27 protein-coding genes are annotated in these 25,045 nt (G+C 62.8%); 17 read left to right on the forward strand and 10 right to left on the reverse strand.

Annotation, left to right across the window (positions count from 1 at the left end; genetic code table 11):
- Positions 1 to 188: 188 nt before the first annotated feature.
- A complete protein-coding gene (locus tag LPA36_RS28840) occupies positions 189 to 1,082 on the forward strand; it encodes a LysR family transcriptional regulator (RefSeq protein WP_228883925.1) in 894 nt (297 codons plus the stop codon).
- Positions 1,083 to 1,186: 104 nt separating this feature from the next.
- On the opposite strand, the gene LPA36_RS28845 is transcribed toward LPA36_RS28840, so the two are convergent.
- The 3 genes from LPA36_RS28845 to LPA36_RS28855 all read right to left on the reverse strand — a co-directional run bounded on the left by LPA36_RS28845 (position 1,187) and on the right by LPA36_RS28855 (position 2,617).
- A complete protein-coding gene (locus LPA36_RS28845; RefSeq protein WP_228883926.1) occupies positions 1,187 to 1,630 on the reverse strand; it encodes a hypothetical protein in 444 nt (147 codons plus the stop codon).
- A gap of 196 nt (positions 1,631 to 1,826) precedes the next feature.
- Positions 1,827 to 2,060: a hypothetical protein gene (locus tag LPA36_RS28850; protein ID WP_228883927.1), complete on the reverse strand. Its 234-nt coding sequence runs from the start codon at positions 2,058 to 2,060 to the stop codon at positions 1,827 to 1,829.
- An 89-nt stretch (positions 2,061 to 2,149) separates the two neighbouring features.
- The gene (locus LPA36_RS28855) at positions 2,150 to 2,617 is read right to left on the reverse strand and encodes an Lrp/AsnC family transcriptional regulator (RefSeq protein WP_228883928.1); all 468 of its coding nucleotides are present in this window, start codon (positions 2,615 to 2,617) and stop codon (positions 2,150 to 2,152) included.
- Positions 2,618 to 2,753: 136 nt separating this feature from the next.
- On the opposite strand from LPA36_RS28855, the gene LPA36_RS28860 reads away from it, so the two are divergent.
- Positions 2,754 to 3,383: a LysE family translocator gene (locus tag LPA36_RS28860; protein WP_228883929.1), complete on the forward strand. Its 630-nt coding sequence runs from the start codon at positions 2,754 to 2,756 to the stop codon at positions 3,381 to 3,383.
- Positions 3,384 to 3,438: 55 nt separating this feature from the next.
- Here LPA36_RS28860 and LPA36_RS28865 read toward each other — a convergent pair whose 3' ends face one another.
- The gene (locus tag LPA36_RS28865) at positions 3,439 to 3,612 is read right to left on the reverse strand and encodes a DUF1289 domain-containing protein (protein WP_228883949.1); all 174 of its coding nucleotides are present in this window, start codon (positions 3,610 to 3,612) and stop codon (positions 3,439 to 3,441) included.
- 162 nt (positions 3,613 to 3,774) lie between these two features.
- Between LPA36_RS28865 and LPA36_RS28870 the strand changes: the two genes are divergently transcribed.
- Positions 3,775 to 4,095, forward strand: a complete 321-nt coding sequence (locus LPA36_RS28870; RefSeq protein ID WP_228883930.1) for a YnfA family protein — start codon at positions 3,775 to 3,777, stop codon at positions 4,093 to 4,095.
- Between the two features lie 75 nt (positions 4,096 to 4,170).
- Here the strand turns inward: LPA36_RS28870 and LPA36_RS28875 are convergent, their stop codons facing one another.
- Positions 4,171 to 4,686, reverse strand: a complete 516-nt coding sequence (locus LPA36_RS28875; RefSeq protein WP_228883931.1) for a DUF1993 domain-containing protein — start codon at positions 4,684 to 4,686, stop codon at positions 4,171 to 4,173.
- Positions 4,687 to 4,960: 274 nt separating this feature from the next.
- Here LPA36_RS28875 and LPA36_RS28880 point away from each other — a divergent pair, with 274 nt between their 5' ends.
- The 4 genes from LPA36_RS28880 (at position 4,961) to LPA36_RS28890 (ending at position 9,261) form a co-directional block, all read left to right on the forward strand.
- Complete coding sequence (locus LPA36_RS28880) at positions 4,961 to 6,520, forward strand: S53 family peptidase (protein WP_228883932.1); 1,560 nt, start codon at positions 4,961 to 4,963, stop codon at positions 6,518 to 6,520.
- 118 nt (positions 6,521 to 6,638) lie between these two features.
- A complete protein-coding gene (locus LPA36_RS28885; RefSeq protein WP_228883933.1) occupies positions 6,639 to 8,294 on the forward strand; it encodes a S10 family peptidase in 1,656 nt (551 codons plus the stop codon).
- A 556-nt stretch (positions 8,295 to 8,850) separates the two neighbouring features.
- Entirely contained in the window at positions 8,851 to 8,976 is a 126-nt protein-coding gene (locus LPA36_RS29485; RefSeq protein WP_267478911.1) for a hypothetical protein, read from the forward strand.
- Between the two features lie 12 nt (positions 8,977 to 8,988).
- A complete protein-coding gene (locus LPA36_RS28890; RefSeq protein ID WP_228883934.1) occupies positions 8,989 to 9,261 on the forward strand; it encodes an RNA-binding protein in 273 nt (90 codons plus the stop codon).
- A 95-nt stretch (positions 9,262 to 9,356) separates the two neighbouring features.
- Here LPA36_RS28890 and nadE read toward each other — a convergent pair whose 3' ends face one another.
- Entirely contained in the window at positions 9,357 to 10,208 is an 852-nt protein-coding gene (gene nadE, locus LPA36_RS28895; RefSeq protein WP_228883935.1) for an ammonia-dependent NAD(+) synthetase, read from the reverse strand.
- A gap of 353 nt (positions 10,209 to 10,561) precedes the next feature.
- Between nadE and LPA36_RS28900 the strand changes: the two genes are divergently transcribed.
- Complete coding sequence (locus LPA36_RS28900; RefSeq protein ID WP_228883936.1) at positions 10,562 to 11,533, forward strand: L,D-transpeptidase; 972 nt, start codon at positions 10,562 to 10,564, stop codon at positions 11,531 to 11,533.
- Between the two features lie 10 nt (positions 11,534 to 11,543).
- On the opposite strand, the gene LPA36_RS28905 is transcribed toward LPA36_RS28900, so the two are convergent.
- Together LPA36_RS28905 and LPA36_RS28910 are read right to left on the reverse strand one after the other, a co-directional pair.
- On the reverse strand, positions 11,544 to 12,416 hold the full coding sequence (locus LPA36_RS28905) for a DMT family transporter (protein ID WP_228883937.1): 873 nt from the start codon (positions 12,414 to 12,416) through the stop codon (positions 11,544 to 11,546).
- Between the two features lie 124 nt (positions 12,417 to 12,540).
- On the reverse strand, positions 12,541 to 14,097 hold the full coding sequence (locus LPA36_RS28910) for an ABC1 kinase family protein (RefSeq protein ID WP_228883938.1): 1,557 nt from the start codon (positions 14,095 to 14,097) through the stop codon (positions 12,541 to 12,543).
- 155 nt (positions 14,098 to 14,252) lie between these two features.
- Between LPA36_RS28910 and LPA36_RS28915 the strand changes: the two genes are divergently transcribed.
- Complete coding sequence (locus LPA36_RS28915) at positions 14,253 to 15,008, forward strand: DeoR/GlpR family DNA-binding transcription regulator (protein ID WP_228883939.1); 756 nt, start codon at positions 14,253 to 14,255, stop codon at positions 15,006 to 15,008.
- Between the two features lie 51 nt (positions 15,009 to 15,059).
- Here LPA36_RS28915 and LPA36_RS28920 read toward each other — a convergent pair whose 3' ends face one another.
- Positions 15,060 to 16,172 (reverse strand): 2-aminoethylphosphonate--pyruvate transaminase, encoded by a 1,113-nt coding sequence (locus tag LPA36_RS28920; protein WP_407674359.1) that lies wholly within the window; start codon positions 16,170 to 16,172, stop codon positions 15,060 to 15,062.
- Positions 16,173 to 16,503: 331 nt separating this feature from the next.
- On the opposite strand from LPA36_RS28920, the gene phnS reads away from it, so the two are divergent.
- From phnS to LPA36_RS28960, 8 genes are all read left to right on the forward strand, one after another.
- Complete coding sequence (gene phnS / locus LPA36_RS28925) at positions 16,504 to 17,592, forward strand: 2-aminoethylphosphonate ABC transporter substrate-binding protein (protein ID WP_228883940.1); 1,089 nt, start codon at positions 16,504 to 16,506, stop codon at positions 17,590 to 17,592.
- Between the two features lie 46 nt (positions 17,593 to 17,638).
- Complete coding sequence (phnT, locus tag LPA36_RS28930) at positions 17,639 to 18,739, forward strand: 2-aminoethylphosphonate ABC transport system ATP-binding subunit PhnT (RefSeq protein WP_228883941.1); 1,101 nt, start codon at positions 17,639 to 17,641, stop codon at positions 18,737 to 18,739.
- A complete protein-coding gene (locus LPA36_RS28935) occupies positions 18,717 to 19,640 on the forward strand; it encodes a 2-aminoethylphosphonate ABC transporter permease subunit (RefSeq protein ID WP_228883942.1) in 924 nt (307 codons plus the stop codon). The genes phnT and LPA36_RS28935 overlap by 23 nt, the downstream gene beginning before the upstream one ends.
- A complete protein-coding gene (phnV, locus tag LPA36_RS28940) occupies positions 19,630 to 20,493 on the forward strand; it encodes a 2-aminoethylphosphonate ABC transport system, membrane component PhnV (protein WP_228883943.1) in 864 nt (287 codons plus the stop codon). The genes LPA36_RS28935 and phnV overlap by 11 nt, the downstream gene beginning before the upstream one ends.
- 79 nt (positions 20,494 to 20,572) lie before the next feature.
- Entirely contained in the window at positions 20,573 to 21,328 is a 756-nt protein-coding gene (locus LPA36_RS28945; protein ID WP_228883944.1) for a phosphonate utilization associated transcriptional regulator, read from the forward strand.
- A 22-nt stretch (positions 21,329 to 21,350) separates the two neighbouring features.
- A complete protein-coding gene (phnA, locus tag LPA36_RS28950) occupies positions 21,351 to 22,610 on the forward strand; it encodes a phosphonoacetate hydrolase (RefSeq protein ID WP_228883945.1) in 1,260 nt (419 codons plus the stop codon).
- Positions 22,607 to 24,061 (forward strand): phosphonoacetaldehyde dehydrogenase, encoded by a 1,455-nt coding sequence (gene phnY / locus LPA36_RS28955; protein WP_228883946.1) that lies wholly within the window; start codon positions 22,607 to 22,609, stop codon positions 24,059 to 24,061. The genes phnA and phnY overlap by 4 nt, the downstream gene beginning before the upstream one ends.
- A 4-nt stretch (positions 24,062 to 24,065) precedes the next feature.
- On the forward strand, positions 24,066 to 24,626 hold the full coding sequence (locus tag LPA36_RS28960) for a phosphonate degradation HD-domain oxygenase (RefSeq protein ID WP_228883947.1): 561 nt from the start codon (positions 24,066 to 24,068) through the stop codon (positions 24,624 to 24,626).
- A 205-nt stretch (positions 24,627 to 24,831) separates the two neighbouring features.
- Here LPA36_RS28960 and LPA36_RS28965 read toward each other — a convergent pair.
- A partial coding sequence (locus LPA36_RS28965) for a hypothetical protein (protein WP_228883948.1) occupies positions 24,832 to 25,045 on the reverse strand: 214 nt, incomplete at its 5' end.

The raw sequence follows: 25,045 nt of genomic DNA on the forward strand, positions 1-25,045 counted from the left end.
CGCAGGGCGCGCGACTGTTTTTTGCTGGGTCATGTCAGTTCATCGCCAGCACTGTCCTTGTTGGGGCGGCCCCACGCTCAAACCGTGCGCGTGGGCCCGCCAGGTTGTCTACGGCATTCAATTTACTGGCTGTGGGGGCATGAGACTAGACGGTAGAATCGGCAAACGCTTATGAGTGAGGTTCATGAATGGCACGCGAAAACCTGAACGATCTGCTGGCGTTCGTCGCCGTGGCGCGCGAGCGGAGCTTCACGCGGGCCGCCGCGAAGCTGGGCGTGTCGCAGTCGGCGCTGAGCCATACGATTCGCGGACTTGAAGCGAGACTCGGGCTGCGGCTTCTGACGCGTACGACGCGCAGCGTCTCGCCGACGCCCGCCGGCGAGCGACTACTGGCGACCGTCGGGCCGCGCTTCGATGAGATCGACGAGGAACTGGCTGCGCTGACCGAGCTTCGCGACAGGCCGGCGGGCACGATCCGCATCACGACCGACGAGCACGCCGCGTCCACGATTCTTCAGCCGAAGCTGGCAGAACTGCTGCCGGACTATCCGGACATCAACGTCGAAATCGTCGTCGACTTCGGGCTGACCGATATCGTCGCGCAACGCTATGACTTGGGCGTGCGGCTCGGCGATCAGGTTGCGAAGGACATGATCGCCGTGCGCATCGCGCCGGACATGCGCATGGCGGTGGTCGGGGCGCCGTCGTATTTCACGAACCGGACCCGGCCGAAGACACCGCAGGACCTGACTGGCCACAACTGCATCAACCTGCGGCTTCCGACGTATGGGGGCCTCTTCGCGTGGGAATTCATCAAGGCGGGACACGAGGTGAGGGTGCGCGTCGAAGGCCAGCTGGTTTTCAATGGAACGAACCAGATGCTGCAGGCCGCGCTGTCCGGTTGTGGCCTCACCTACATTCCAGCCGATCTCGCGCAGCCGTATATCGACGAAGGGCGACTGAAGCCCGTGCTCAAGGACTGGTGTCCGGTCTTTCCCGGCTATCACCTCTACTATCCGAGCCGCCGGCAGTCCTCACGCGCGCTGGGCGTGCTCGTCGATGCGCTGCGTTACAGGATTTGATGTGGTTTTACTGCCATGCGCGTCTGGTTTTTTTGCGTCTTTGCCCGATTAAATATGGATAACTGAATAAAGTTCCTCGTGGACGCCGGGCTTCGTCTTCGTCTTCAATCGTCCGTTCGAACGTTCGTGGACGAAGGGATCGTCCATTTCTCCTCGCGGGCGATGCGCTCCAGCGCGAGTTCGAACATCGCGCGCGCCCCGTTCGCCACTTCGCCGGGATAGCGATGCAGCGCGGCGTCGGCGGGTATGCGCGACACGCACTCGTCGCTGTACTGCTCGAAGGCCGACCGTTGCAGCACCAGTTCCGTGATGTGTCGCGGACATTCGCACGAAATCGTCGACGACATATCGACCATTGACGCGAGCGCGTCGTCCGTATAGCGCCGGGGCGGGCGTGCCGTCGGCGTGCGCGTCTGCGCCTCGCCGGGCTGAAAGGCTGAGAACGCGAGATCGTTCAGGATCTGCGAGGCCATCGGTTGACCGGGCGGCTCGCGATGAACCCTTACGCCCGCGTGCCGGAGCGCATTCACGGCGCGGTCCGTTTTCACATCGACTGCCTGCAGATGTCCCTGGTTTTTGACTGATGGAAAAGAACCGGTTTACCCGTGCGCTTTGATCGCTCATTAACGCAACTAACGGTCAGACCCATCACGCCCCTCCGAGTTGGGCGACGTGTGAGGCAAGAAAAACGCGAACCGCGTCACAAAGCAAAAACGGTCCAGCAGGGAAGGGCAAATAGTCTGGCTAGCGGTTGCCGTCAAGCAGATCGCCGAGGAGTTCGTCGAAGGCGGCCTGCGCGTCCTCGAGTTCCTGCAGTGCAGCGTCGAAGGTCTGCAACGCCATTTGAGAAGGACGGCCATCGCCTGCGGGCGGAAACTGCGATTGCAGCGACGTGAACGCCGTCTGTACTTTCTTCGTCGCGTTGAGCACGCGCTCCATTGCGCTGCTTTCTTCGGCTCGCGCCTGTTCGTGGTTCATGAAAACTCCGGGTTCGTCTGGCAAAAATAGTCGGCCGGCGCGCACTATGCCATGGGTAGTTCGCGGATGCTGCCGTCCGAAGCAGAGGTTCAGGGCAATGGCAGCCCGCCGTTTGCCTTGATTTCACGCAGCGACAGCGACGATTCCACGGACGTCACACCCGGCAGACTGCGCAGTTGGTCGCGCATGAATGTGCCGTAGTCGTCGAGATCGCGCGCGACGACCTGCAGCACGTAGTCTGCGCTGCCCGACACGTTATGACACGACAGGATGCGGGGAATCGCAAGGATTTCGCGTTCGAAACGCATGGCGACGGCCCGGTCATGCACGGCAAATCGCACGTAGACAAACGCGACCACGCCGAGGCCCAGCGCCGAGCGCGAAAGCACCGCGCGATAACGCTCGATGTAGCCGTCGTTTTCGAGGCGCTTCAGGCGGCGGGCGCATGGCGTCTCACTTAACCCGACGGTTTCCGCGAGACGCGCGTTGGACATGCGCCCGTCCGTTTGCAACGCGGCCAGAATGGCGCGATCAATCTTGTCGAGATCGTCGTTCATGGATCGGTGGAAAGCGCTGAAATAAACCGGGATGATAGTGCAAACCTCCACAACCGCTCATTTACTTCACGAAAATCGCCAGTAATCGCTCTGACGACGATAGCAAGATAGAGCCTTGAATAACGCGAGGTGCATCATGGTTTCAGCTCATCTGATGGTCCTTTTTGTAGCCGCACTGGCTGTCGTTTACGCTGTTCCGGGGCCAGACATGGCGCTCGTGATGCAGACCAGTATCGGACGCGGCGCCCGCAGCGGTTTCGCGGCGGCTGGCGGTCTGGCGATGGCGCGCGCGACGCACGTCACGCTCTCCGCATGCGGCGTCGCCGCGCTGTTGCGCAGTGCGCCCTGGCTTTATGAGGTCGTTCGGTATGGCGGCGCGGTGTATCTGGCGTGGATCGCGGTCCAGATTTTCCGCTCGCCGGTTTTCGCGTTGCCGGCTGGTGGCGTGGACACATCCGGCCAGCGCCCGCTGCGTTTTGCCTTCGTCAAGGGCTTGCTGACCAACCTGTTGAATCCAAAGGCATTGCTGTTCTGTTCCGTGCTGTTGCCGCAGTTCGTGCGGCCGGAGGCAGGGCCGGTCGCGGCGCAGGTGGTCGAACTGGGTGTCGTGCTGTTGATCGTGGGCGCGTGTTTCGACGCGGCCTACGCCGTCGGCGCCGCGCGGATCGCGAACTGGATGCGGACTCATCCGCTCGCTCAGACCGTCCAGCGCTGGACATTTTCCGCCGCGCTCGTCGGCTTCGCGTTGCGGTTGTCACTCGACTGAACTCAGGACGCGGCTTGACGCGGTCGCCCGTCTCGCGACCGCGCCAGCGTAACCTTTATCGTTTTAGCTTCGAGGCACGCCGCGGCCGGTCGTCGAGGATCTTGCGCCGGTGTTTGTCTTTCATCTTCTTCCAGGTTTTGCATTCGTCGCGCGTACGCAGGCAGCCAATGCAAAGGCCAGTTTTGTCGTCGAACTTGCAGATGTCGACGCAGGGAGATTTGACGGTCATGAAACAGAGGGGCGATTGAACGGGTACGGCGACTTTCGCATGCGTGCAGCACCGGCGGCAAAGTGATTGTGTTAATAAAGGCCATAGACAGGCCGGCGTGGCTCCCATGCAGCGCTGCATCTGCCGGCCCACGCGTCACACATTCCACCGCACGCGAAAACGATGAAGACTTTCCTGCTTTATGCCGTGACCGCAATCGCGGAGATCGTTGGCTGCTATCTGCCGTGGCGCTGGCTGAAAGAGGGCGGCTCGCCATGGCTGCTCGTACCGGGCGCGCTGAGTCTCGCGCTCTTCGCGTGGCTGCTGACGCTGCACGGCTTGGCCGCCGGACGCGTGTACGCCGCATATGGGGGCGTGTATGTCGCGGTCGCGATCCTCTGGCTGTGGGCTGTCGATCAGGTTCGGCCGACGCTGTGGGATCTCGCCGGCGTCGCGGTGACGCTCGCCGGCATGAGCATCATCGCGTTCCAGCCGCGGGTGTAATCACGTGCCTGCGGTTTCGCGTCACGCGCGACGACGCATCGAAACACGTCGCCGCTGCAGGCGTGGCCAGCTATGTCAGCCAGCCGCGTCACGCCCGAGAAAATCGAGCTTGCCCACTTCGACGCCGTTATGACGCAGGATGTCGTAAGCGGTTGTCGTGTGGAAGAAGAAGTTGGGCAGCGCGAAGTTCAGCAGATAGCTGAGGCCGACGAACTCGACCGGACCCGTACGCATCTTGAGTGTGACCGGCCGCGCTTCGGAACCATCGATCTGTTCAGGCTTGAATTCCTTCAAATAATCGATCGTCTTCTGGATACGGGCGTCGAGTTCGTCGAAGGTCTGTTCGAAGTCTTCGTACTTCGGCGCTTCGACGCCGGCGAGCCGCGCGGCGCAACCTTTTGCCGTGTCGGTCGCAATACAGACCTGGCGTTTCAACGGCAACATGTCGGGGAAAAGGCGGGCACCCGTCAGTACCAGCGGATCGATCTGCTTTTCCGCAGCGTGTGCTTCGGCCTTGCCGATAAACGCCTGCAGGTTAGTAAGACCGCGCATGAGTACGGGCACGGATGCTTGATACATGGAAATGGACATGGGGAGGTTCCTCGAATTCTCTGGTCGCGCTGCATTCGCAGCGCCGCGCAATCATAGCGCGATCGGGAACATCGTACCGGGAGCGACGGGCGTTGCAAACTGGCCGTACGGCCAGGTATGACGACGCGAGGAACTGTGTTTGAATGGATTTGTCGGACCGTTCAGCGAGGTCGTTGAAACGCAGGCGCAGTGCGGGTTTCGGGGCGCAGGGTTTCCCGAAGTCGCGGTGCAGGCCATATGGCGTCAGGTCCGTGCACGGAGGAGTATCCATACCATGGCAAAACATCCACTGGCTGGTAGCGACCGGGTGGTGCAGGCGGGGTCGAAGGTCGTCGGCAGTTGCGATCCGGCGGAAACCATCGAGGTTGTCGTCATGCTGCGTCGCCAGGAAGAGCCGCAGTTCCAGGCGCTGATGAAACAGATCGAGTCGGGCGACCCGAAAGCGAAACCCGTCTCGCGCGAAGAATTCGCAAAGCGGTTCGCCGCCGCACCGGACGATATCGCGAAGCTGAAAACGTTCGCGCAGGCGCATGCCCTGAGTGTTGTCCGCGAGGACGCCGCCGCGGCCACCGTCGTACTGAGCGGCACGATTGCAAGCTTCCAGGCAGCGTTCGATGTCCATCTGCAGCATTTTGAACATCACTCGATGGGCCAGTACCGGGGCCGAACCGGCGCGATCAGCGTGCCTGATGACCTGCACGGCGTCGTTACGGCCGTGCTAGGGCTCGACAACCGTCCGCAGGCGCGGCCGCACTTTCGCATTCGCCCACCTTTCGTACCGGCACGAACGCATCAGGCTGCGTTCACACCGTTGCAACTCGCTCAACTCTACGACTTCCCGGCTGGCGACGGGCAGGGCGAATGCATCGGCATCATCGAACTCGGCGGCGGCTATCAGGCGGCGGATCTCAAGTCCTATTTTTCGGGGCTCGGGGTTGCCGCGCCGAAGGTCGTTTCCGTCGGCGTCGATCAGGGTGGCAACCAGCCGAGCGGAGACCCGAACGGACCCGACGGCGAAGTCACGCTCGACATTGAGATCGCAGGCGCCATCGCGCCGGGCGCGACGATCGCCGTCTATTTCACCACCAACAGCGATGCTGGTTTCATCGATGCGGTGAGCCGCGCGGTGCACGACACGACGCACAAGCCTTCGGTCATCTCGATCAGCTGGGGTGGACCGGAGTCGATCTGGACCTCGCAGTCGCTGAACGCGTTCAACAGCGTATTGCAGGCTGCGGCGACTATGGGCGTGACGGTCTGTGCTGCATCGGGCGACAGCGGATCGTCCGACGGCGTAGGCGATGGTGGCGAGCACGTCGATTTCCCGGCGTCGAGCCCGTACGTCCTCGCGTGCGGCGGCACGCATCTGCAGGCGTCTGGCACGTCGATTACGCAGGAAGTCGTCTGGAACGACGGCGCGGACGGCGGCGCGGGCGGAGGCGGCGTCAGTACTGCGTTTCCAGTGCCTGCCTGGCAGAAAGGGTTGTCGGCCACGGCGGCACATGGCGGCAAGACGGCACTCAGCGGGCGCGGTGTGCCCGATGTGGCGGGCGATGCATCGCCCACCACGGGCTACGATGTCCTGATCGACGGCGCACGCACGGTGGTCGGCGGCACGAGCGCGGTGGCGCCGCTCTGGGCCGCTCTGATCGCGCGTATCAACTCGGCTAAGGGGCAGCCCGCCGGATTTGTGAATCCGAAGCTCTATAAGGCGCACGGTGTCTGCAACGACATCACGCAGGGCAACAACGGCAGCTTTTCCGCGGGCCCCGGATGGGACGCGTGCACAGGTCTCGGCAGCCCCGATGGAAAGAAAGTGGCGGCAGCACTATAGTTTTGCGAGCGGGTTGTGAGTCGGTCACGAAGAGGTGGCGCGGATAGCCCGCTTGCGTCGATGATGGGTAGCACCTTGCATGACTTCACAAGAAGCTAACGAATCCCATGGAGCGATCATGACGAATCCCGAGTCAGCTTCAGGCAGTTCGCAGTCGCCGCACAATTCAGAGGCGTCCCAGTCGCCGTTGGCGGCGGCCGTGCCGCATCGGGCAGGAGACAAACCGTTCTTCGACCCGGTCGCGTACGGCAACGGTCCGGACGATTCTGTCACCGACAGCACCGAAAACGCAGCAATCACGAAGCACACCGCCACGATAGGTGGGCGCAGGATCAACTACACCGCCACGGCTGGTCACCTCGTCACGGTCGATTCGAGCAGTTCGCTGCCAAGTGCGAAGATGTTCTACGTGGCGTTCACACAGGACAACCAGAAGGAAGAAACGCGGCCCGTGACGTTTTTCTATAACGGCGGCCCGGGATCGTCGTCGGTGTTCGTGCTGCTGGGTTCGTTCGCGCCACGTCGGATCAAGACATCGATGCCGGGGTTTACGCCGCCGGCGCCGTATGCAATGGAGGACAATCCGGACAGCCTCCTCGACAAAAGCGACCTTGTGTTCATTAACCCGGTCGGCACGGGTTATTCGGCGGCCATCGCACCGCATAAGAACCGCGATTTCTGGGGCGTGGATCAGGACGCCGATTCGATCAAGCAGTTCATCAAGCGTTTTCTGACGAAGAACAGCCGCTGGAATTCGCCGAAGTTCCTGTTCGGCGAATCGTACGGCACCGCGCGCAGTTGCGTCCTCGCGTACCGCCTGCACGAAGACGGCGTCGATCTGAACGGCATTACGCTGCAATCGTCGATTCTCGATTACACCCAGGCGGGCAACCCTGTCGGTGCGCTGCCCACCGCGGCCGCCGACGCCTGGTATCACCGCAAGCTCGGCGTCGCGCCAACGCCGACCGATCTTGGCGCGTTCGCTGAAGAAGTGGCCCAGTTCGCGCGAACCGATTACCTGGCCGCGTTGCGCAAGTTCCCGACGACCGACAACGCGACCGTCGAGAAGCTGAGCGAATACACCGGCATCGACAAGACAACGTTGCTGGCGTGGAGCCTCGATATCGCGGCCTACGACAGTCGCGGCAATTCGCTTTTCCTGACCACGTTGCTGAAATCGAAAGGGCTCGCCCTCGGGGAGTACGACGGCCGCGTTACCGGCATCGAAACGGGCATCGCAGGCAAGATCGACCCGAACTCGGGTGGCAACGATCCCACGATGACTGCCGTCACGGGTGTGTACACCGCAATGTGGAACGTTTATCTGAATGAACAGTTGAAATTCACGTCGAATTCCTCGTTCACCGATCTCAACGATCAGGCGTTCGCTAACTGGGATTTCAGCCACATTGATCCGACAGGGGCGCAGAAGGGCGTTGATTCGAAAGGCAATGTCGTGCTGTACACGGCAGGCGATCTGGCTGCGGTGATGGCACTCAACGTCGATCTGAAGGTCCTGTCCGCGAACGGGTTTTATGACTTTGTCACTCCGTTCTACCAGACCATCCTCGATCTGCAGGAAATGCCGCTCGTCAGCAATCAGGTCCGTCAGAATCTTTCGGCGCGTTTTTATCCGTCGGGACACATGATTTATCTCGACGGCGGATCGCGTACGGCGCTTAAGGCGGACCTCGCGAAGATGTACGAATCGGCGGTGGCGAATACGGGTGCGATGATGCGCATCCGGTCCCTGCAGGCGCGTAACAGGAACTGAAAGCGGGGCGCAAATAGAAACGGCGAGCTGACGCAAGTCAGCCCGCCGCCTCGCTTGTTACTGCACACGCGCATCAAAAACGCGACGCACGCGACAGTCTGGCAAGGGTCCGCCGCGGCATTCAACCCGTGTGCGGCCCTTTTCCTCACGTTCGCCCACCGCATGGCGGCGGACGATGCCAACGTGTCGCATTCGATGCACACATTGGCCGCCCCGTAAAACAACCTGTACAACCTCGATATCCAGCCGCAACGCCCGTTTTCTGGCAAATGGCCGTGGCTACCCCCGTTTCGGCCCTGTTTGACGGGCCAGAAAAAAACTGTTCTTGCTATTTTTTTTGTCGTTCAATCAGGTACAGTTCATTTAAACGTCTTGCGGTCATATGAGCAAGGCACGTCAGGGTCAACAGAGCATTCCGTTTTTTGAATGAGGCCGGGCGCCTTGTCGCGGCTGGGAATGCCGGTCGCGATTTACGTCAAGGCAAATTGTCGCATCGCATTTGAAGCAGGTTCTGACTATCCTGACATCAGGACGAAATGCAAAGGGGAGATTTGAAATGGCTATTCTTTATATCTCGGTGGCTTTGCTCGGCGCGGCGATTATCCGTCATGCAGCTGCGAAAAGCAGGCGTGAACGTCTGCAGCCTGTTCGTGTGCGCAGTAGTGAGCACCGCACCCGTTAATCATGGTTCGCCATGAATCTCACCGTCAGGAATTTTCCGGAGTCATGTACTGAGCAGCAAGTACGTGATTTTCTCAAGAAGGAGTTAGGGCACTACGCGTCCGAAGTCGAAGTGTATGAGGTGGGGACGCCCGCTGTCTATGCGGTCGTCGAGCTGGATGCCAGCGTGCCGTATGTGGGTGAGGTTATTGCGCGCCAGGTACATGCGCTCCACATGAACGGCGTCGCGCTCGAAGCCAGTTCCTCGCTGTTTGGCGACGAGCCCGACAAGCGGCAGCAGCAGTGAGGCGCGCCGTCACGATCTCCTGATCGTCCGGTTCTCTCCAGTTCGCAGGCAATGCGCATCGTCACGTCAGTGCCGATGCGCATTGTGCTTTCTGGCTAGTCGTTCGAGGGCCAGTCGAATGGCGTGTAGGGCAGGGCCCGTTTGTGTCGCGTTGCGTGATAGAAGCGGAACACGGTCTCGTATACCACGTCGCTGACGGGTTTGCCTTCCAGGAAGTCGTCGATGTATTCGTAAGTGATGCCGTATGCATCTTCGTCGGGGCGTAGCGGACGCAGCGTCTCCAGATCCGCCGTGGGTATCTTCGACGCGACGGTGTCCGTGGCGCCGAGCGCGCGGGCGAGTGCACGTACCCGGCGCTTGTTCAGTCCCGCGAGCGGCAAGACATCGGCGCCGCCGTCGCCGAACTTCGTAAAAAACCCCATCACAGATTCAGCCGCGTGGTCGGTGCCGATCACGACGCCAGTCCGCGCGCCGGCCACTGCGTATTGCGCGATCATCCGCTGGCGCGCCTTGATGTTGCCGTGGATGAAGTCCTGATGCGCGGCGTCCTTGAACGGCGTGCCGCCTGCGATCAGGGCGGCGAGCATGGCATCGGCGGCAGGCTTGATGTCGACGGTCAGATTTTCGTCGGCGCGGATGAATGCCAGCGACTGCTGGGCGTCCGCTTCGTCGTGTTGCGTGCCGTATGGAAGGCGCATGGCGATGAAGCGCGCGTCGTGATTGTCGGCCCGCAGACGTTCGACGGCGAGTTGCGCGAGCCGCCCCGCAGTCGTCGAATCGACGCCGCCGCTGATGCCGAGTACATAGGTTTTCAATCCGCTGTCGCGCAGATAGCGCGTGAGAAACGCGACGCGTCGTTCGATTTCTGCCGCCGCATCGAAATGCGCCGCGACGTGCATTTCTTCGATGATGCGTCGTTGAAGCAGGGCAGCGTCGGTCAGAGTCATCGGTTTTCCTTTTGCGTATCTAACGGTATTCGTCTTGCGGTTATCGCGCAGGGATCGGGTCAATCGGTCAATCGGTCAATCGGTCAATCGGTCAATCGGTCAATCGGCGGCGGTGGTCAGAATCCCGTTCGCCGCCGGGCAATCAATCGCCGGCCATGGCGACGAGGAAGCCGGATAATATGTCTGGGCCCGTCACGTGCTGCTTGATAGAGATGCATTCAATAAAGGGCTTGCCCAAAAATGACGAGATGAACATCGATACATGTCCCGATCAGGCTGAAACGAAACGTGAAATAGCGGGCGCTGCCGCCCGGCGGGGTAAGGCTCGACCTGTCGACAGGCATCATCGCTGGATGAGCCACGCGACCATGGCTTCGGTGTGTGCATTGTCGTGCGTGCTCGCGTTTGCCGCCAGCCCTGCCTCGGATGTCGCAGTGCCGGCCAGTGGCGCAGCGTCAATGCCGATGCCGCCGCTGCTTCCCGCGGCGCCGGCCGCGCCGGCATCCTCAGCGCCGCCAGCACCGGTTGCGGCATCCGATGCCGCCCGCATGGTCGATCCGCGCCGCGCGCTTCTGATGCGCAATGTGTTCGCGCGCGAGGTCACCCGTCGCCTGAAGGTTCCGGCGGCGGATCAGGCAGCGTACGGCACGCGTCTGCAGGCGGCGCTGGCAGCAAAAGATCTGGGCGGACTGTCGGGCGAATATGTGGTGCTGGTGGACCGCAACGCCAACGTGCAGGCGCTCTTCATCTATTTTCGCGCCGCGCCGGCCGATAACTGGCAGATGATCGGCGCGTCGCCGGTCGCGACGGGGCGCCCCGGGGAATTCGATCATTTCATCACGCCGCTCGGCGTATTCGAACATACGCCCGACAACATGGATTTTCGCGCCGAAGGCACGATGAACCAGAACGGCATTCGCGGTTACGGTAAACGCGATATGCGCATTTTCGATCTGGGCTGGGCCGAAGGCGAGCGCGGCTGGGGAAAAGGCGGTGTGTCGCAGATGCGCTTTCAGATGCATGCAACCGATCCTGACCGGCTGGAGCCTTTACTGGGCATCCAGCATTCGAAGGGATGCGTGCGCATTCCGGCGTCGCTGAACGTGTTTCTCGATCATCACGGCATTCTCGACGCCGAATACGAAGCGCTCGTCGCTTCCGGCAGCCCACTCTGGGTTTTGCACTCCGACCGGCAGCCGACGCCGTGGGCGGGACGCTATATCGTCGTGGTCGATTCGCAGCGCAAGACGCGCCCCGCGTGGTCGCCGGCGCCGGGCAGCAAGGCGCACGCAAAAGTGCCGGCCGGCGGCGACAAAGCGGACTGAGGCCGGACGCTCAGGACCGCGCGAGCCAGACCCCCGCGAGCGCAAACATGAACCCGGCGATCTGCACGGGCTGCAGCATTTCCCCGAAACCGATATAGCCTTCGAGCGCGGCAAGCGGCGGCGCGAGAAAGAGCAGCGCCGTCGCGCGCGAGGCGTCGCCGCGCCTGACCATCCACACGAGCAGCGTCACGCCGACACCCGACAGCATGACGACGCCCCACGCAATCGATGCCCAGAGCTGCGCGGAAGGAATCCAGCGGTGTTCGCCGAGCAGGAGCGCCAGCACCGCGGCGACGGCGGCCGCGCCCAGGTTTTGGACAGCGCTCGCGCTGCGTATGTCGGCCTTCGCAAGCGACGTCTTCTGAAACAGCGTCCCCGCCGTGATCGAGACGACCGCGAGTATCGAAATGACGATGACGAGCCACGGCGGCGCGCTGCCATGCGGCACGGGTGCGCCGGCTGCGGCGAGCTTGGGCTCGAGCACGAGCGCGACACCGGTCAGGCCAAGCACCATGCCGCTCCAGCCGCGCCGGGAGAGCCGTTCGCCAAAGAGCGGCGCGGCGACGGCCGCGGTCAGCAAGGGCTGGAGCGCGCCAAGCAGCGCCATCACGCCGGCGCTCAGCCCCTGCGCGACGGCCCAGTACCCCGCGCCGAGATACACGCCCTGTAGCAACGCACCGGCGAGCAGATGCTTGCCCAGATCGCAGCCCCGCGGCCACACGGCACGCGTCACGAGTGCGACGAGTGTGAACAGAACGGCGGTTCCGCCGAAGCGCGCCAGCAGATAGAGATTCGGATCGGCGAACGGCGTGATCGCGCGGGCGACGACGAAACCCGTCGACCACAGGACGACGAACAGCACGGAGGTGATGAGTACGGACATGGAACGACGAACAGCTCGCGACGGATAAAGATCGCAGTGTGGTCCACGGCTTGAGTGCGCGTCTTGTTCGAAGCTGCACTCTTGCGCGGACGTCGGGCAATCCGCGCCTGAAGTTCCACCGGCGTTATTGCGCGAGCAGAATCGCGCCGGCGCCCAGCACGGCGCCGCCGACGGCGCACGCCCACAGCAGCACGCGCGTGCGCCTGATTTCGCGGCCCAGTTCGCGTGCGAATTCGGCATCGTGCTGCGCGTGCGACTGCTCGTGCTGATGCTGGAGGTAGCGCACGGCCAGCTGTGGCATGCGCGGCACGATATGCGCGAGGTGCGGCAGTTCCTGCGAAATCCGCCTGATCCAGCCTTGATGTCCGAGATCCCGCCGCGCGATGGCAGCCAGCGTGCGACGGGCGATGTTCCACGTATCGACGCCGGGATGAAGCGCACGCGCCAGCGTCTCCGCCTGCTCGAACGAGCGCTGCGCGTTCGCGAGCCGCGTGGACACGTTGCCCTCGAACGGCTGTACCGCGTGCAGGAGATGATGAAACAGCGCGCCGGCGGATCGCGCTTCAGGTTCGTCTGCGAAATGCGCTTCCGCGCGGGTGCGCAGTTCCGCTTCGAGCACCTCGGTGCGGGTGCCCGGCGGCACGTGACCGGCGTCGCGGTGCAGGTCGGCGAGGTGTCCGTATTCCTGCTCGAATAGCGCGCTCGCGCCATGAACAAAGAAATGGCGCTCCTGCGCGGAGAGACTCGACATGATCGCGAAATCGGCCAGGACGAGGCGCCCAAGCGTATCGGTTTCAATACTCACGCGCACCCGTTCGGCGTCGAGCGCCGCGTGAAAGAAACCGTGCTCGAACGCCTGTTCGCTGACTACTTCGACGATATGCGCGGCGAGCGTCGCGAGCTTGATGTGATGCGCGTGCAATCCGACGATGTTCGCGACGGAAAGGGTATCGATGCGCTGCACGACGAGCGTGGTGGGCGTACACAGATCCCAGATGACGGCCGGCACGGCGATCCGCGTGTCGCGATCGAAGTGATGGCCGGTCTGGCTGAGATTGGCGGCTTCGGCGCGTAGATCGAAGCGGCGCAGCAACTCCTGCGTAAACGATGCGGCGAGCGAGCGCAATTGCAGATGGCGCGCGGTACCGGAGAGCTTTTCGAGCCAGCGCGCGACCCAGCGCAGGATCGCGGCCTCGTCGCCGATCTGTTCGACTTCGGCGAGGCGCAGCAGCTTGAGCGACACGTTGCAGTGGCCGTCGACGGGCTCGATCAAACGGGCGACGTGCGTCTGTTCGGCAAAGCCGTTGCGGACCGGCGTGAGATCGATCGAGGCGAACAGTGTGGCAAGCGGACGTCCGAAAGCCGCTTCCAGCGCACGTTCGACTTCCTGCGGCGGCAGCGGCGCCTGCATGTGGTCGATGGCGTCGATCGCGTCGTGCAGCGTGCCGTTCGCGAGTTCCGGATGTTCGACGAGCGCGGCGGCAAACGCGCTCGCGAGCGGACCGAGCTGCGGCAACGCGCCGTGCACGCGCGCGCGCGCGTTGTCGGATCCATGCAGACGGCTTACAAGTGTCGCGGCCCAGCGCAGCTTGTGGTGTTCCGGCGCCGCGAGCCAGATGAGCCGCGCGCCGTAGCGCAATGCGTGGAACAGCAGCAGGAATCGGCGAAACAGGGGGCGCATCGGCAGTTCGTTTGACGGAGCGCGCATCGACGATGCATCGCGGAAGCGTTCAGGGTAGCAGGGAAGCACACGCCGCGGAGCGTTCCGGCGGATCGCGTAATACAATACGCCGGCCTTCCGAACTCACGTGTGCCGTCAGCCCGGCACCCCAAGCGATGCTCGCAGAACAACGTCATCAATACATTTTGTCGCAGGTCGCCAGGAACGGCGCGTTGTCGGTTGCTGAACTCGTTCGCGAACTGAACGTGTCGCGCGAAACGATCCGGCGCGATCTGAACACGCTGGCCGATCGCGGCCTGATCGTGACGACCCACGGCGGCGCGCTGTCCAGCGACCGGCGCGAGCCCGATCTCGACACGCGCGAAGCGGCCAACGCCAGCGCCAAGCGCGCGATCGGCGAACGGGCCGCGCAGTTCATTCCGGACGGCGCATCGGTCATCATCGATTCGGGCAGTACGACGCAGGCCGTCGCGCGCGCGTTGACCGACCGGCACCGTCTGACCGTCTACACGAACGACTGGCGCATCGCATTGCTGCTCGGCAGACGCAACGACAACCGTGTGACGGTGCTCGGCGGCGAACTGTCCGAGCTCGAAGACGCCACGTTCGGCCTCGATACGATCCACCAGTTGAGCCAGTACCACGCGGATTTCGCGCTGATCGGTGCGGGCGGCATTTCGAACGACGCATGGCTCACCGATTACTCGCGCATGGCCGCGGAAGTGCGCAGCCGGATGATCGCGGCGGCGGGCATGGTGATCGTTGTTGCGGACAACTCCAAGTTCGGCCGCGTCACGCCCGTGCGGATCAACGGCTTCGAATCGGCCCGCTATCTCGTGACCGAACTTGCTCCGGACCGCGCGCTGGCGAAGGCGATCGCGACGCGCGGCCCGGAAATCCTGATCGCCTGAGGCACCGGGATTCCTGCGGCCTTGCCCTGCATTTCACCGACGCGCCTGCCGTCAGCGCACGCGCACGCCCAGCTTTTTCAGCGAGCGGTCGATTGCCGCCACCGCGTTGTGCAGTTCGTTGGCGTCGATCGCGCCGATGCAGCCCACGCGGAACGTTTCCACCTGCGTCAGCTTCCCCGGATACAGCACGTAACCGGCGTCGCGTACGGCCGCGTAGAAGTCCGCGAAACGCCACGCCGGGTCTTTTGGCGCGTGGAATGTGACGATCACGGGCGCCTGGACCTCGGCCGGGAGGAACGGCTCGAAGCCGAGCGTCTTCATCGCGTCGACCAGGGTCTTGCAGTTCTGCTGGTAACGCGCGCCGCGTGCCGGCTGGCCGCCTTCGGCGATAAAGCGGTCGAGCGCGTTGCGCAACGCGGCGACGACGTGCGTCGGCGGCGTGAAACGCCATTGCGTGGTCTTCTGCATGTACGTGTACTGGTCATGCAGATCGAGCGCGAGCGAAGGCGACTGGCCCTCGCTTGCCAGCAGCACGCTGCGTCGCACGATCACGAAGCCCATGCCCGGCACGCCTTCGAGGCACTTTCCGCTCGCCGACACGAGTGCGTCGATGCCGCCTTTGCGCAGATCGATGGGCAGCGCGCCGAACGAACTCATCGCGTCGACGATCAGGCTTTTGCCATGACGCTGACACAGCGCGGCGATGTCATCGAGGGGATTCAGCAGGCCGGCGCTCGTTTCCAGATGCACCTGCGCAACATGCGTGATGCGCGTGTCGCCATTGAACGCATCTTCGATCGCAGCGGCGCTCACTGGTTCGTCCTCGCGCAGCGCAAGCTCGACGTACGCGATGCCCATGCGCTGCAGGATCTTGATGATCCGCGTGCAGTACGCGCCGTTGTTCGGCACGAGCACGCAACCGTTGCGCGGCACCAGCGTGCCGATGGCGGCTTCCACGGCGAACGTGCCGCTGCCTTGCATCGGCACGCACACGTAGTCATTTTCGCCATGTACGATTTCGACCAGGTCGGTGCAGACAGTCTGCGTCATCTGGTTAAAGGCAGCGTCCCACGATCCCCAGTCACGCAACATGGCCTGGCGGGTTTCGGGCGAGGTCGAAAGCGGCCCCGGCGTCAGCAGGATTGGATCGTTTCCGAGAATCACACAACCTCCGTAGTCAGATGAAATGTACAGCTTGTGTGTACAGGCGATATGTATATTATTGGCGAATTGTGTCATTTTTTGGAATTCGTGAAAATAGTCATGCCGCTGTCACGGAAACCTGTGATTCTTGCCGTGCCCGGTGAGGCAAGGCATGGGGTTGCGGAAGATTCCGTCGGCCGGACGTCTCGCTGGAAATGAATCAGTAAGGTTGTTAGCAATCTGCAATCTGGCTGTGGCAATGCAAAAAAAACGGGCACGGCGTCAAGCCGTTGCAATGACAACAGGTATGGGGTTTTCCCGACCGTCTGGTTTTTGCCTTTCGGAGAGCGACATGACAGAGAAGAATCAACTTCACACGAAGGCCGGCATCGTCCGCAAACTGCTTCCGGCACTTGTGGCCGCAGCGGCGTTCGGCGGCGCGGCCATGCAGGCGCACGCGGCCGACGCCGTGGTGCTGTACACGGCCGACGGCCTTGAGAACCTTTACAAGGACGTGCTGCCGGCGTTCGAGAAGAAGGAAGGCGTGAAGGTCAACATCGTCACGGCCGGTAGCGGCGAAGTGGTGAACCGCGCGACGATCGAAAAGGATGCGCCGAAGGCCGACGTGATCGTCACGCTGCCGCCGTTCATCCAGCAGGCGGGCCAGGCGGGCCTCCTGCAGAGCTACGAAAGCGTGAACTACAAGAACGTGCCGGCGATCTCGAAGGCGTCGGACGGCTCGTGGGCGACGTTCGTAAACAACTATTTCACGTTCGCGATCAATCCGGAAGTCACGAAGACCCAGCCGAAGACGTTTGCCGACCTGCTGCATCCGGATTACGCCGGCAAGGTGGCGTATTCGAACCCGGCGACAGCGGGCGACGGCATGGCCGTGATCATCCTGACAACGTCGTTGATGGGTGAAGACAAGGCGTTCGACTACCTGAAGAAGCTGGAACAAAGCGCGAAGTTCCACACGAAGGGCACGGGTTATCTCGACGTGCTGCTCTCGCGTAACGAAATCGCGCTCGCGAACGGCGACCTGCAGATGGATCTGGACGACGCCGCGAACGGCGGCCTGTCGCTCAAGCCGATTTTCCTCGCGCACGAAGGCGGCCAGCCGACGACGTTCCAGCTGCCGTACGCCATCGGCCTGATCAAGAACGGTCCGAACCAGGCTGGCGGCAAGAAGCTGATCGACTATCTGATGTCGACGGAAGTGCAGTCGAAGGTGCCGGATATCTTCGGTATCCCGGGCCGCACGGACGTGGCGCTCACCGGCAAGAACGGCGAAATCGTGAAGAAGGCGACGGCTGGCGTGAAGGTGATTCCGGTGGACTGGAACCAGGTGATGGCGAAGAAGGCTGACTGGACGGCACGCTGGAAGAACGACGTGATCGGCACGTCGGGCAAGCAGATCGAAGTCGTCAAGCCGAAGTAATACACGGTCCTTTACTAGCACTATCCAGAGTTGGAGGATGAAACCGGTGAATACGGCCAGTCTTGCTCATCCAGGCGCGCTTGGCGCCGAACCGGACGCGCTCGGCGATGCGCGTTCGGGCACGCCGGGCGGCGTGCAGATCGATCATCTGACGGTGCGCTTCGGTTCGCGCACGGTGCTCGATGATCTGTCGCTGACGATCCAGCGCGGCGAACTGCTGACCGTGCTGGGGCGCAGCGGTTGCGGCAAGACGACGCTGCTGCGCTTTATCGCCGGTTTCATCGAAGCCGACGGACTGGCGGGCACGTTGACGGTCGCGGGTCGCGATCTGACGCATGTCCCGCCGCATCGTCGCAATCTGGGCCTGCTGTTCCAGAGCTATGCGCTTTTTCCGCATCTCTCTGTATATGAGAACGTTGCGTTCGGGCTGAAGGCCCGGCGCACGCCCTCGAAGGACATCGCGCGCCGCGTCGCCGATGCCCTCAAGCTCGTGCAGCTGGGCGATGCCGGGCACGTGATGCCGGCGCAGTTGTCGGGCGGCATGCAGCAGCGCGTCGCGCTGGCGCGTGCGCTCGTGATCGAGCCGGACGTGCTCCTGCTCGACGAACCGCTATCCGCGCTCGACGCCAATCTGCGCGCGTCGGTGCGCTCTGAACTCAAGTCGCTGCATGAGCGGCTGCCGAACCTGACGATCGTCTGCGTGACGCACGATCAGGACGACGCGCTCGTGCTGTCCGATCGGACGCTCCTGATGCGCGACGGCCGCATCGCGCAGCTCGGCACGCCGCAACAGCTGTACGACACGCCGAACGATGCGTTTGTCGCGCGCTATCTGGGCGCGGCGAACCTGCTGCCGCCGAAGGTCGCGTTCGCGATGGGCGACGCGCGCTACAACGAGCGTGAGCGCGTCGCGTGTCTGCGCCCCGAGAGCATGCGCATCGTGCCGCTGGGTGAAGGCCAGCTGCACGGCACGATCGCTTCGGTGGAATGGTACGGCGCGGTGTTGTCGGTATCGGTCACACTCGACGCCATGCCGAACGATCCCGTTCTGGTCCAGATGCAGCGCGGCCACGGCATGATGCCGGAGAAGGGCGCGCGCATTTCACTGCACTACGAGGCTGACGATGTCGTCCTTATCCAGCCCTGAAGCGCTCGCCGACGCACATCGGGCGGCCAGCGGCGCGGCACACCGGGCGGCGGTGCGCCGTCGCGAGCGCGCGGCGCAATGGCATCTGCTGTTCCTCCTCGTCGTCATACTGGGGCCGCTCGTGGTGTATCCGCTCGTGCGGCTCGTGTTGTTGAGCCTCTCCGGTCCGCACGGGTTCGGCGTTCACGCGTATGCGCAGTTCTTCCAGAATCCGGAGACGCGTGGCGTTGTGGGTACGACGCTGTGGATCCTGTTCGCAAGCGCCGGGCTCGCTTCGCTGCTGGGCGTTGCGCTGGCGTCGCTGCTGTTCTTCAAGCCGTTTCCCGGCGCGCGGATGGTGACCCGCTTCCTCGAACTGTTCGTGGCGTTTCCATCGTTTCTCGTCGCGTTCACGCTGATCTTCCTGTACGGCTCGCAGGGCTCGGTCAGCATTGGGCTGCAACGGCTCTTCCATCTGGAGAACCCGCCGCTCGACTTTCTGTTTGGCATCGGCGGCGTGATTCTCGCTGAAGTCGTGTTTTACGCGCCGTTCGTCGTGCGACCGACGCTCGCTTCATTCGCCACGCTCGACATGCGTCTGATCGAAGCGGCGCGCAGCCTCGGCGCGCACGGCTGGATGGTCGCGTTTCGCGTGATCCTGCCGCTTGCGTGGCCCGGCATCGCGGCCGGCACGATTCTCTGTTTCCTGCTGACGTTAAACGAGTTCGGCATTCTGCTCGTGCTCGGCAGCGCGCATCTGATCACGCTGCCCGTCGCGATCTACAGTTCGGCAACCGTCGACCTCGATCTGCCGACTGCGGCGGCGGGTGCTGTCGTCATGCTCGCGATGTCGCTGTCGCTGTACGCGCTGTATCGCCAGGTCAACCGACGCAAGGCAGGAGGTGCCGGCAATGGACGCTGAACTCGATCCGGTTCCGCTGCCGGCCATCCATCACCGGGTCCGGCCGGTGAAGCGCAACATCGTCGTGCGCATGATGGGCTCCGTATTCCTCGGTCTTGCTGCGCTGCTGTGTTTCTGGCTGTTCGTATTGCCGGTGGGCGTGGTTGCGCTCTCGAGCGTCGCGGCGCACTGGTCGGGCACGATCCTGCCTGACGGTTTCAGCATGCGCTGGTTCGAACGCCTCGGTTCCAGCGATTTCGATGCACTCACCACCAGCCTCGAAATCGGCTTCGGCGTGGCTGTGCTGGGCACGGTGCTGGGCTTGTGGCTGGCGCTCGCGCTCGAAGGACGCGATCGCCGCGGGTTGGGCGCGTTCGTCGACACGATTGCGATGATGCCCAACGGCGTGCCGAGCGTCGTGCTCGGCCTTGCCGTGTTGATCGCGTATCACAAGGCGCCGGTCGATCTGTCGAGTTCGGCTGCGATCGTCGTGTTCGTGCAGCTCGCGCTCGTGCTGCCGTTCTGCTATCGGTGTGCGAGCGCCGCGCTGCGGCCTGAATTGACCATCCTGCGCGAAGCGGCGGCGAGTCTCGGTGCGCCGCCTTCGATGGTGCTGCGTCGTGTGGTGCTGCCGCAACTCGTGCCGGCCATCCGCGCGAGTCTCGCGCTGGGCTTTGCGCTGTCGCTCGGTGAACTGGGCGCCACGCTGACCGTTTATCCGCCGGGCTTCGCCACCGTGCCGATCGTCGTCGTTGGCCAGGTCGAACGTGGCTACTACCTGCCTGCGTCCGCACTTTCCCTGATTCTTCTGCTCGTTTCGCTCGCTGCGTTGCTGCTGATCGCCGCTCGCGTCCCACGCCGTCGCGTGGACTGACCGGCCGCCGTTCAAAAATTTTCCAGTGATGCGCCTTCTTTGGCGCATCACGCATATCGATGTGGCAAAAAATGTCGAAATGACCGAAAATATGCCAAACGCTGCCGTCGATGCCATTGACGTGGTCCGCAGGCATTCGTTGACCACACTGGTGCGCGACGCAATCGAGCGTCAGATTGCCGACGGCAACCTGACGCCCGGCGACAAGCTCAACGAAGCCGACTGGGCCGCGCGCCTGCAGGTGTCGCGCGGGCCGGTGCGGGAAGCGTTCCGCGCGCTGGAGCAGGCCGGGCTGGTGCGGACCGAGAAAAACCGGGGCGTCTTCGTGCGCACCGTGACGCTCGCCGAAGCCGATGAGATTTACGCCGTGCGCGCGGTGCTGGAAGAAGCGGCGTGCCGGATGCTGGCGGTGTGTCTCGACGGAAAGCAGTTCGCGACGCTGCGCGGCTTGCTGGAGAGCATGCAAAGGGCGCTCGCCGCACAGGATGAAGACGCGTACACGCGTGCCAATGTCGCGTTTCACGACACGATCGTGGCCGCGACGGGCAACGGCAAGCTGTACGAGACGTACAGGCGGCTGGTTGGCGAACTGAATCTGTTCCGGCGTGCGGCGCTGGTCGCGCACGACGACGCGATGGAACGCTCGCTGGACGAGCACCGCGCGATCCTCGCGGCGCTTGCCGCGCGTGACGCGGAACATGCGGCAGCGCTGATGCGCGCGCATGTGAACGGTGGCCGCCAGCGTGCGCATCAAGCTTGTGAACCGGCTGGAGAGCGGTCAATGCGCTCAGGCGTACCGGCCGCTCCAGTCTCGACTGATGAAGAACGCGCGTGATCGACGCGAATGGATGAAGACGATGTCAAACCAGACTCAACGCAGTTTCGAAGCCAACGGCCGCCAGTACGCCTTTCCATCGACGCCGGTTGTCGTCGTATGTGTCGATGGTTGCGAATACGACTATCTGGAGGCCGCGGTCGCGGCCGGCGTCGCACCGTTCATCGGCAAGATGCTGAAGGGCGGCGCAGCCTTCAAGGGCGACTGCGTGATTCCGTCCTTTACCAACCCGAACAACCTGTCGATCGTGTGTGGCGTGCCGCCTTCCGTGCATGGCATTTGCGGCAACTATTTCTGGGATCCGGATGCAAACGGCGGCAAGGGCGCCGAAGTCATGATGAACGACCCGGCGTATCTGCGCGCCGGCACATTGCTCGCCGCGGCGTCCGAAATGGACGCGAAGGTGGCGGTCGTCACAGCCAAAGACAAGCTGCGCCGGCTGCTCGGCTGGCAGATGAAAGGCATCTGCTTTTCCGCCGAAAAGGCCGACAGCGTGACGCTTGAGGAAAACGGCATCGACAACGTGCTCGATCTGGTGGGCCTGCCGGTGCCGGATGTGTATAGCGCGGGGCTGTCGGAATTCGTGTTCGCGGCGGGCGTGCGGCTCGCCGAAACCCGCAAGCTCGACCTGATGTATCTGTCGACCACTGACTACGTGCAGCACAAGTCCGCACCGGGCACCGAAGGCGCCAACGCGTTCTACGCGATGATGGACGGCTACCTCGCGAAGCTCGACGCACTCGGCTGGGTCGTTGCGCTGACCGCCGATCACGGCATGAACGCAAAGCACGATCCGGAAACGGGCGAGCCCAACGTGATCTACCTGCAGGACGTGCTGGACGAATGGCTCGGCGAGCAGACCACGCGCGTGATTTTGCCGATCACCGATCCGTACGTGGTTCATCACGGCGCGCTCGGTTCGTTCGCGACCGTGTATCTGCCGCGTGACGTCAGCGCGGCACAGATCATCGAGCGCATTGGCGGTTTGCCGGGCGTCGAGGTCGTGCTCGATAACAAGGCTGCGTGCGAGCGCTTCGAATTGCCGAACGACCGCGTAGGCGACATCGTCGTGGTCAGCACGCGCAACGTCGTGCTCGGCACGCGCCGCGAGCAGCACGATCTGTCTGGTCTGACGGTGCCGCTGCGCTCGCATGGTGGTTTGTCCGAGCAGACGGTACCGCTGCTGTTCAATCGACGGATCGATAGCGCCGCGACAGAGGGCCGTCGCCTGCGCAATTTCGACATCTTCGATCTTGCGCTCAACCACGTGGTGAAATCATGAATGCGCTCTCGCATAAGGATCACCCCGCGTTTCGTGCCGAAGCGCTGCGTCTGAACGGCGAGCGGGCGATGCGCGAGCGCACGCTCGATGTATTCGATCCTTATACGGGGCTGCGCGTGGGCACGGTGCCGCTCGCCAGTGTGGACGACGTGCGTACTGCGTTCGAATACGCGGCTGCCTATCAGGCAAAGCTCACGCGCTATGAGCGCTCGCAGATTCTTGAGCGTGCTGCCGCACTGCTGCGCGAACGCACAGAAGAAGCGTCGGATCTGATTTCGCGCGAATCCGGCCTGTCGAAGCAGGATTCGCGTTACGAAATTGGGCGCGTCGCGGACGTGCTGAAGTTTTCGTCGATCGAGGCGTTGCGCGACGACGGCCAGAGCTTTTCGTGCGATCTCACACCGCATGGCAAGAAACGTCGAGTGTTCACGCAGCGCGAGCCGCTTGCGGGTGTGATCGTTGCGATTACGCCGTTCAACCATCCGATGAACCAGGTCGCGCATAAGGTGGCGCCGGCAATCGCGACGAACAACTGCGTGTTGCTGAAGCCATCGGAGAAAGTGCCGCTGTCTGCGTACTATTTCGCGGACATCCTGTATGAAGCCGGTTTGCCCGAACCGATGCTGCAGGTCATCACTGGCGACCCGCGCGAAATCGCTGATGAACTCGTGACCAACCCGCACGCCGAGCTTGTGACGTTCACGGGCGGTGTCGCGATCGGCAAACACATCGCTGCCCGCGCCGGCTACCGACGCGTTGTGCTGGAACTCGGCGGCAACGACCCGCTGATCGTGCTCGAAGACGCCGACCTCGAACGCGCAGCCACGCTGGCGGTGCAAGGCTCATATAAGAACTCGGGGCAGCGCTGCACGGCAGTCAAACGCATGCTTGTGCAAAAGAGCGTCGCGGCGCGTTTCACCGAACTGGTCGTTGAGAAAACCCGCGCCTGGTCTTACGGCGATCCATTCGACGCGGCAAACCAGATGGGTACCGTTATCGATGAAGCCGCTGCCATGTTCTTCGAGTCGCGCGTGAACGAAGCGGTCGCGCTGGGCGCGCGGCTACTTTTGGGCAACCAGCGTCGCGGCGCGCTGTATTCGCCGACGGTGCTCGACCAGGTCGACCCGTCGATGGCGCTCGTGCGCGAGGAGACGTTCGGCCCGGTGTCGCCCATCATCACGTTCGACACGCTCGACGACGCCATCGGGATCAGCAACGGCACGGCGTTCGGATTGTCGTCGGGCGTCTGCACGAACCGGCAGGATGCGATCCTCCGCTTCGTCAACGAACTGCGGGTGGGCACGGTGAACGTATGGGAAGTGCCAGGCTACCGGTCGGAGCTCACGCCGTTTGGTGGCATCAAGGATTCGGGCCTTGGCTACAAGGAAGGCGTTCAGGAAGCGATGAAGAGCTTCACGAACCTCAAGACGTTTTCGTTACCGTGGGAGTAAGAGCGTGGCATTAAGTCTGGACGACATCCGCACATTGTTCGATCGATATGGCGACATCGCCTATAGCGGCGAGCCGGTCACGCAGCTCGAGCATGCATTGCAGAGCGGCGCGCTCGCAGAGGAAGCGGGCGCGAGCGACGAACTGATCGCCGCGGCGTTCCTGCACGACCTCGGTCACCTGCTGAACCAGCAGGGCGAAACGCCGACGGAGCGGGGCATCGACGACCTGCATCAGTATTTTGCGTTGCCGTTCCTGCGGCCCGTGCTGCCGGAAGCGGTGCTCGAACCGATCCGTCTGCATGTGGACGCCAAGCGCTGCCTGTGCGCGATCGATGAGACGTACTTCGGTCAGCTGTCGGCCGATTCCGTGCGAAGCCTCGAATTGCAGGGCGGTATCTATAGCAGCGAAGAAGCGCGTGCCTTCCTCGCCAAACCTTATGCGGAAGACGCCTTACGTCTGCGCAAATGGGACGATCGCGCGAAAGAGGCGAACCGCAGCACACCCTCTATCGACCACTTTCTGCGTATCGTCGAGCGGCTGATGGAGAAGCAGGTCACAGTCTGATCGATAGCATCCCCGCTCGCGGGGATCGCGTCTTCAATCTTCCGGAGCGCCGTTTTTCCAGCCCAAACCGGTTCTCAAAAATAACGCTTGCAAGGCGCGGATGAGGTGGCTAGAATCTCGTTCTTTCGCGCTTTCAGAAGAAGGCGCGGGGAAGCGGGAAGCCAGTTGTGGCAAGGCTTTGCGGGTGGTTGAGAGGTTAGCGAAGTTAAAAAAACCTGTTGACGACGAAGCAAACGTTCTTCATAATCTCGTTTCTCTGCTGCTGATGCAGCGACGCAGAACGAAGCGGTGCCGGGTGGTTGAAGCGGGGCACGGTTTTGGTGGTGAATGCGGACCGATCTTTAAAAATTAACAGCCGATAAGTGTGGGCGCTTGATGGCGGACGCGATGGTGGATCTTTCGGGATCTGCTGATAAGCG

This window comes from Paraburkholderia saeva, from assembly GCF_907164555.1.
GTDB classification, from domain to species: Bacteria; Pseudomonadota; Gammaproteobacteria; order Burkholderiales; family Burkholderiaceae; genus Paraburkholderia; species Paraburkholderia saeva.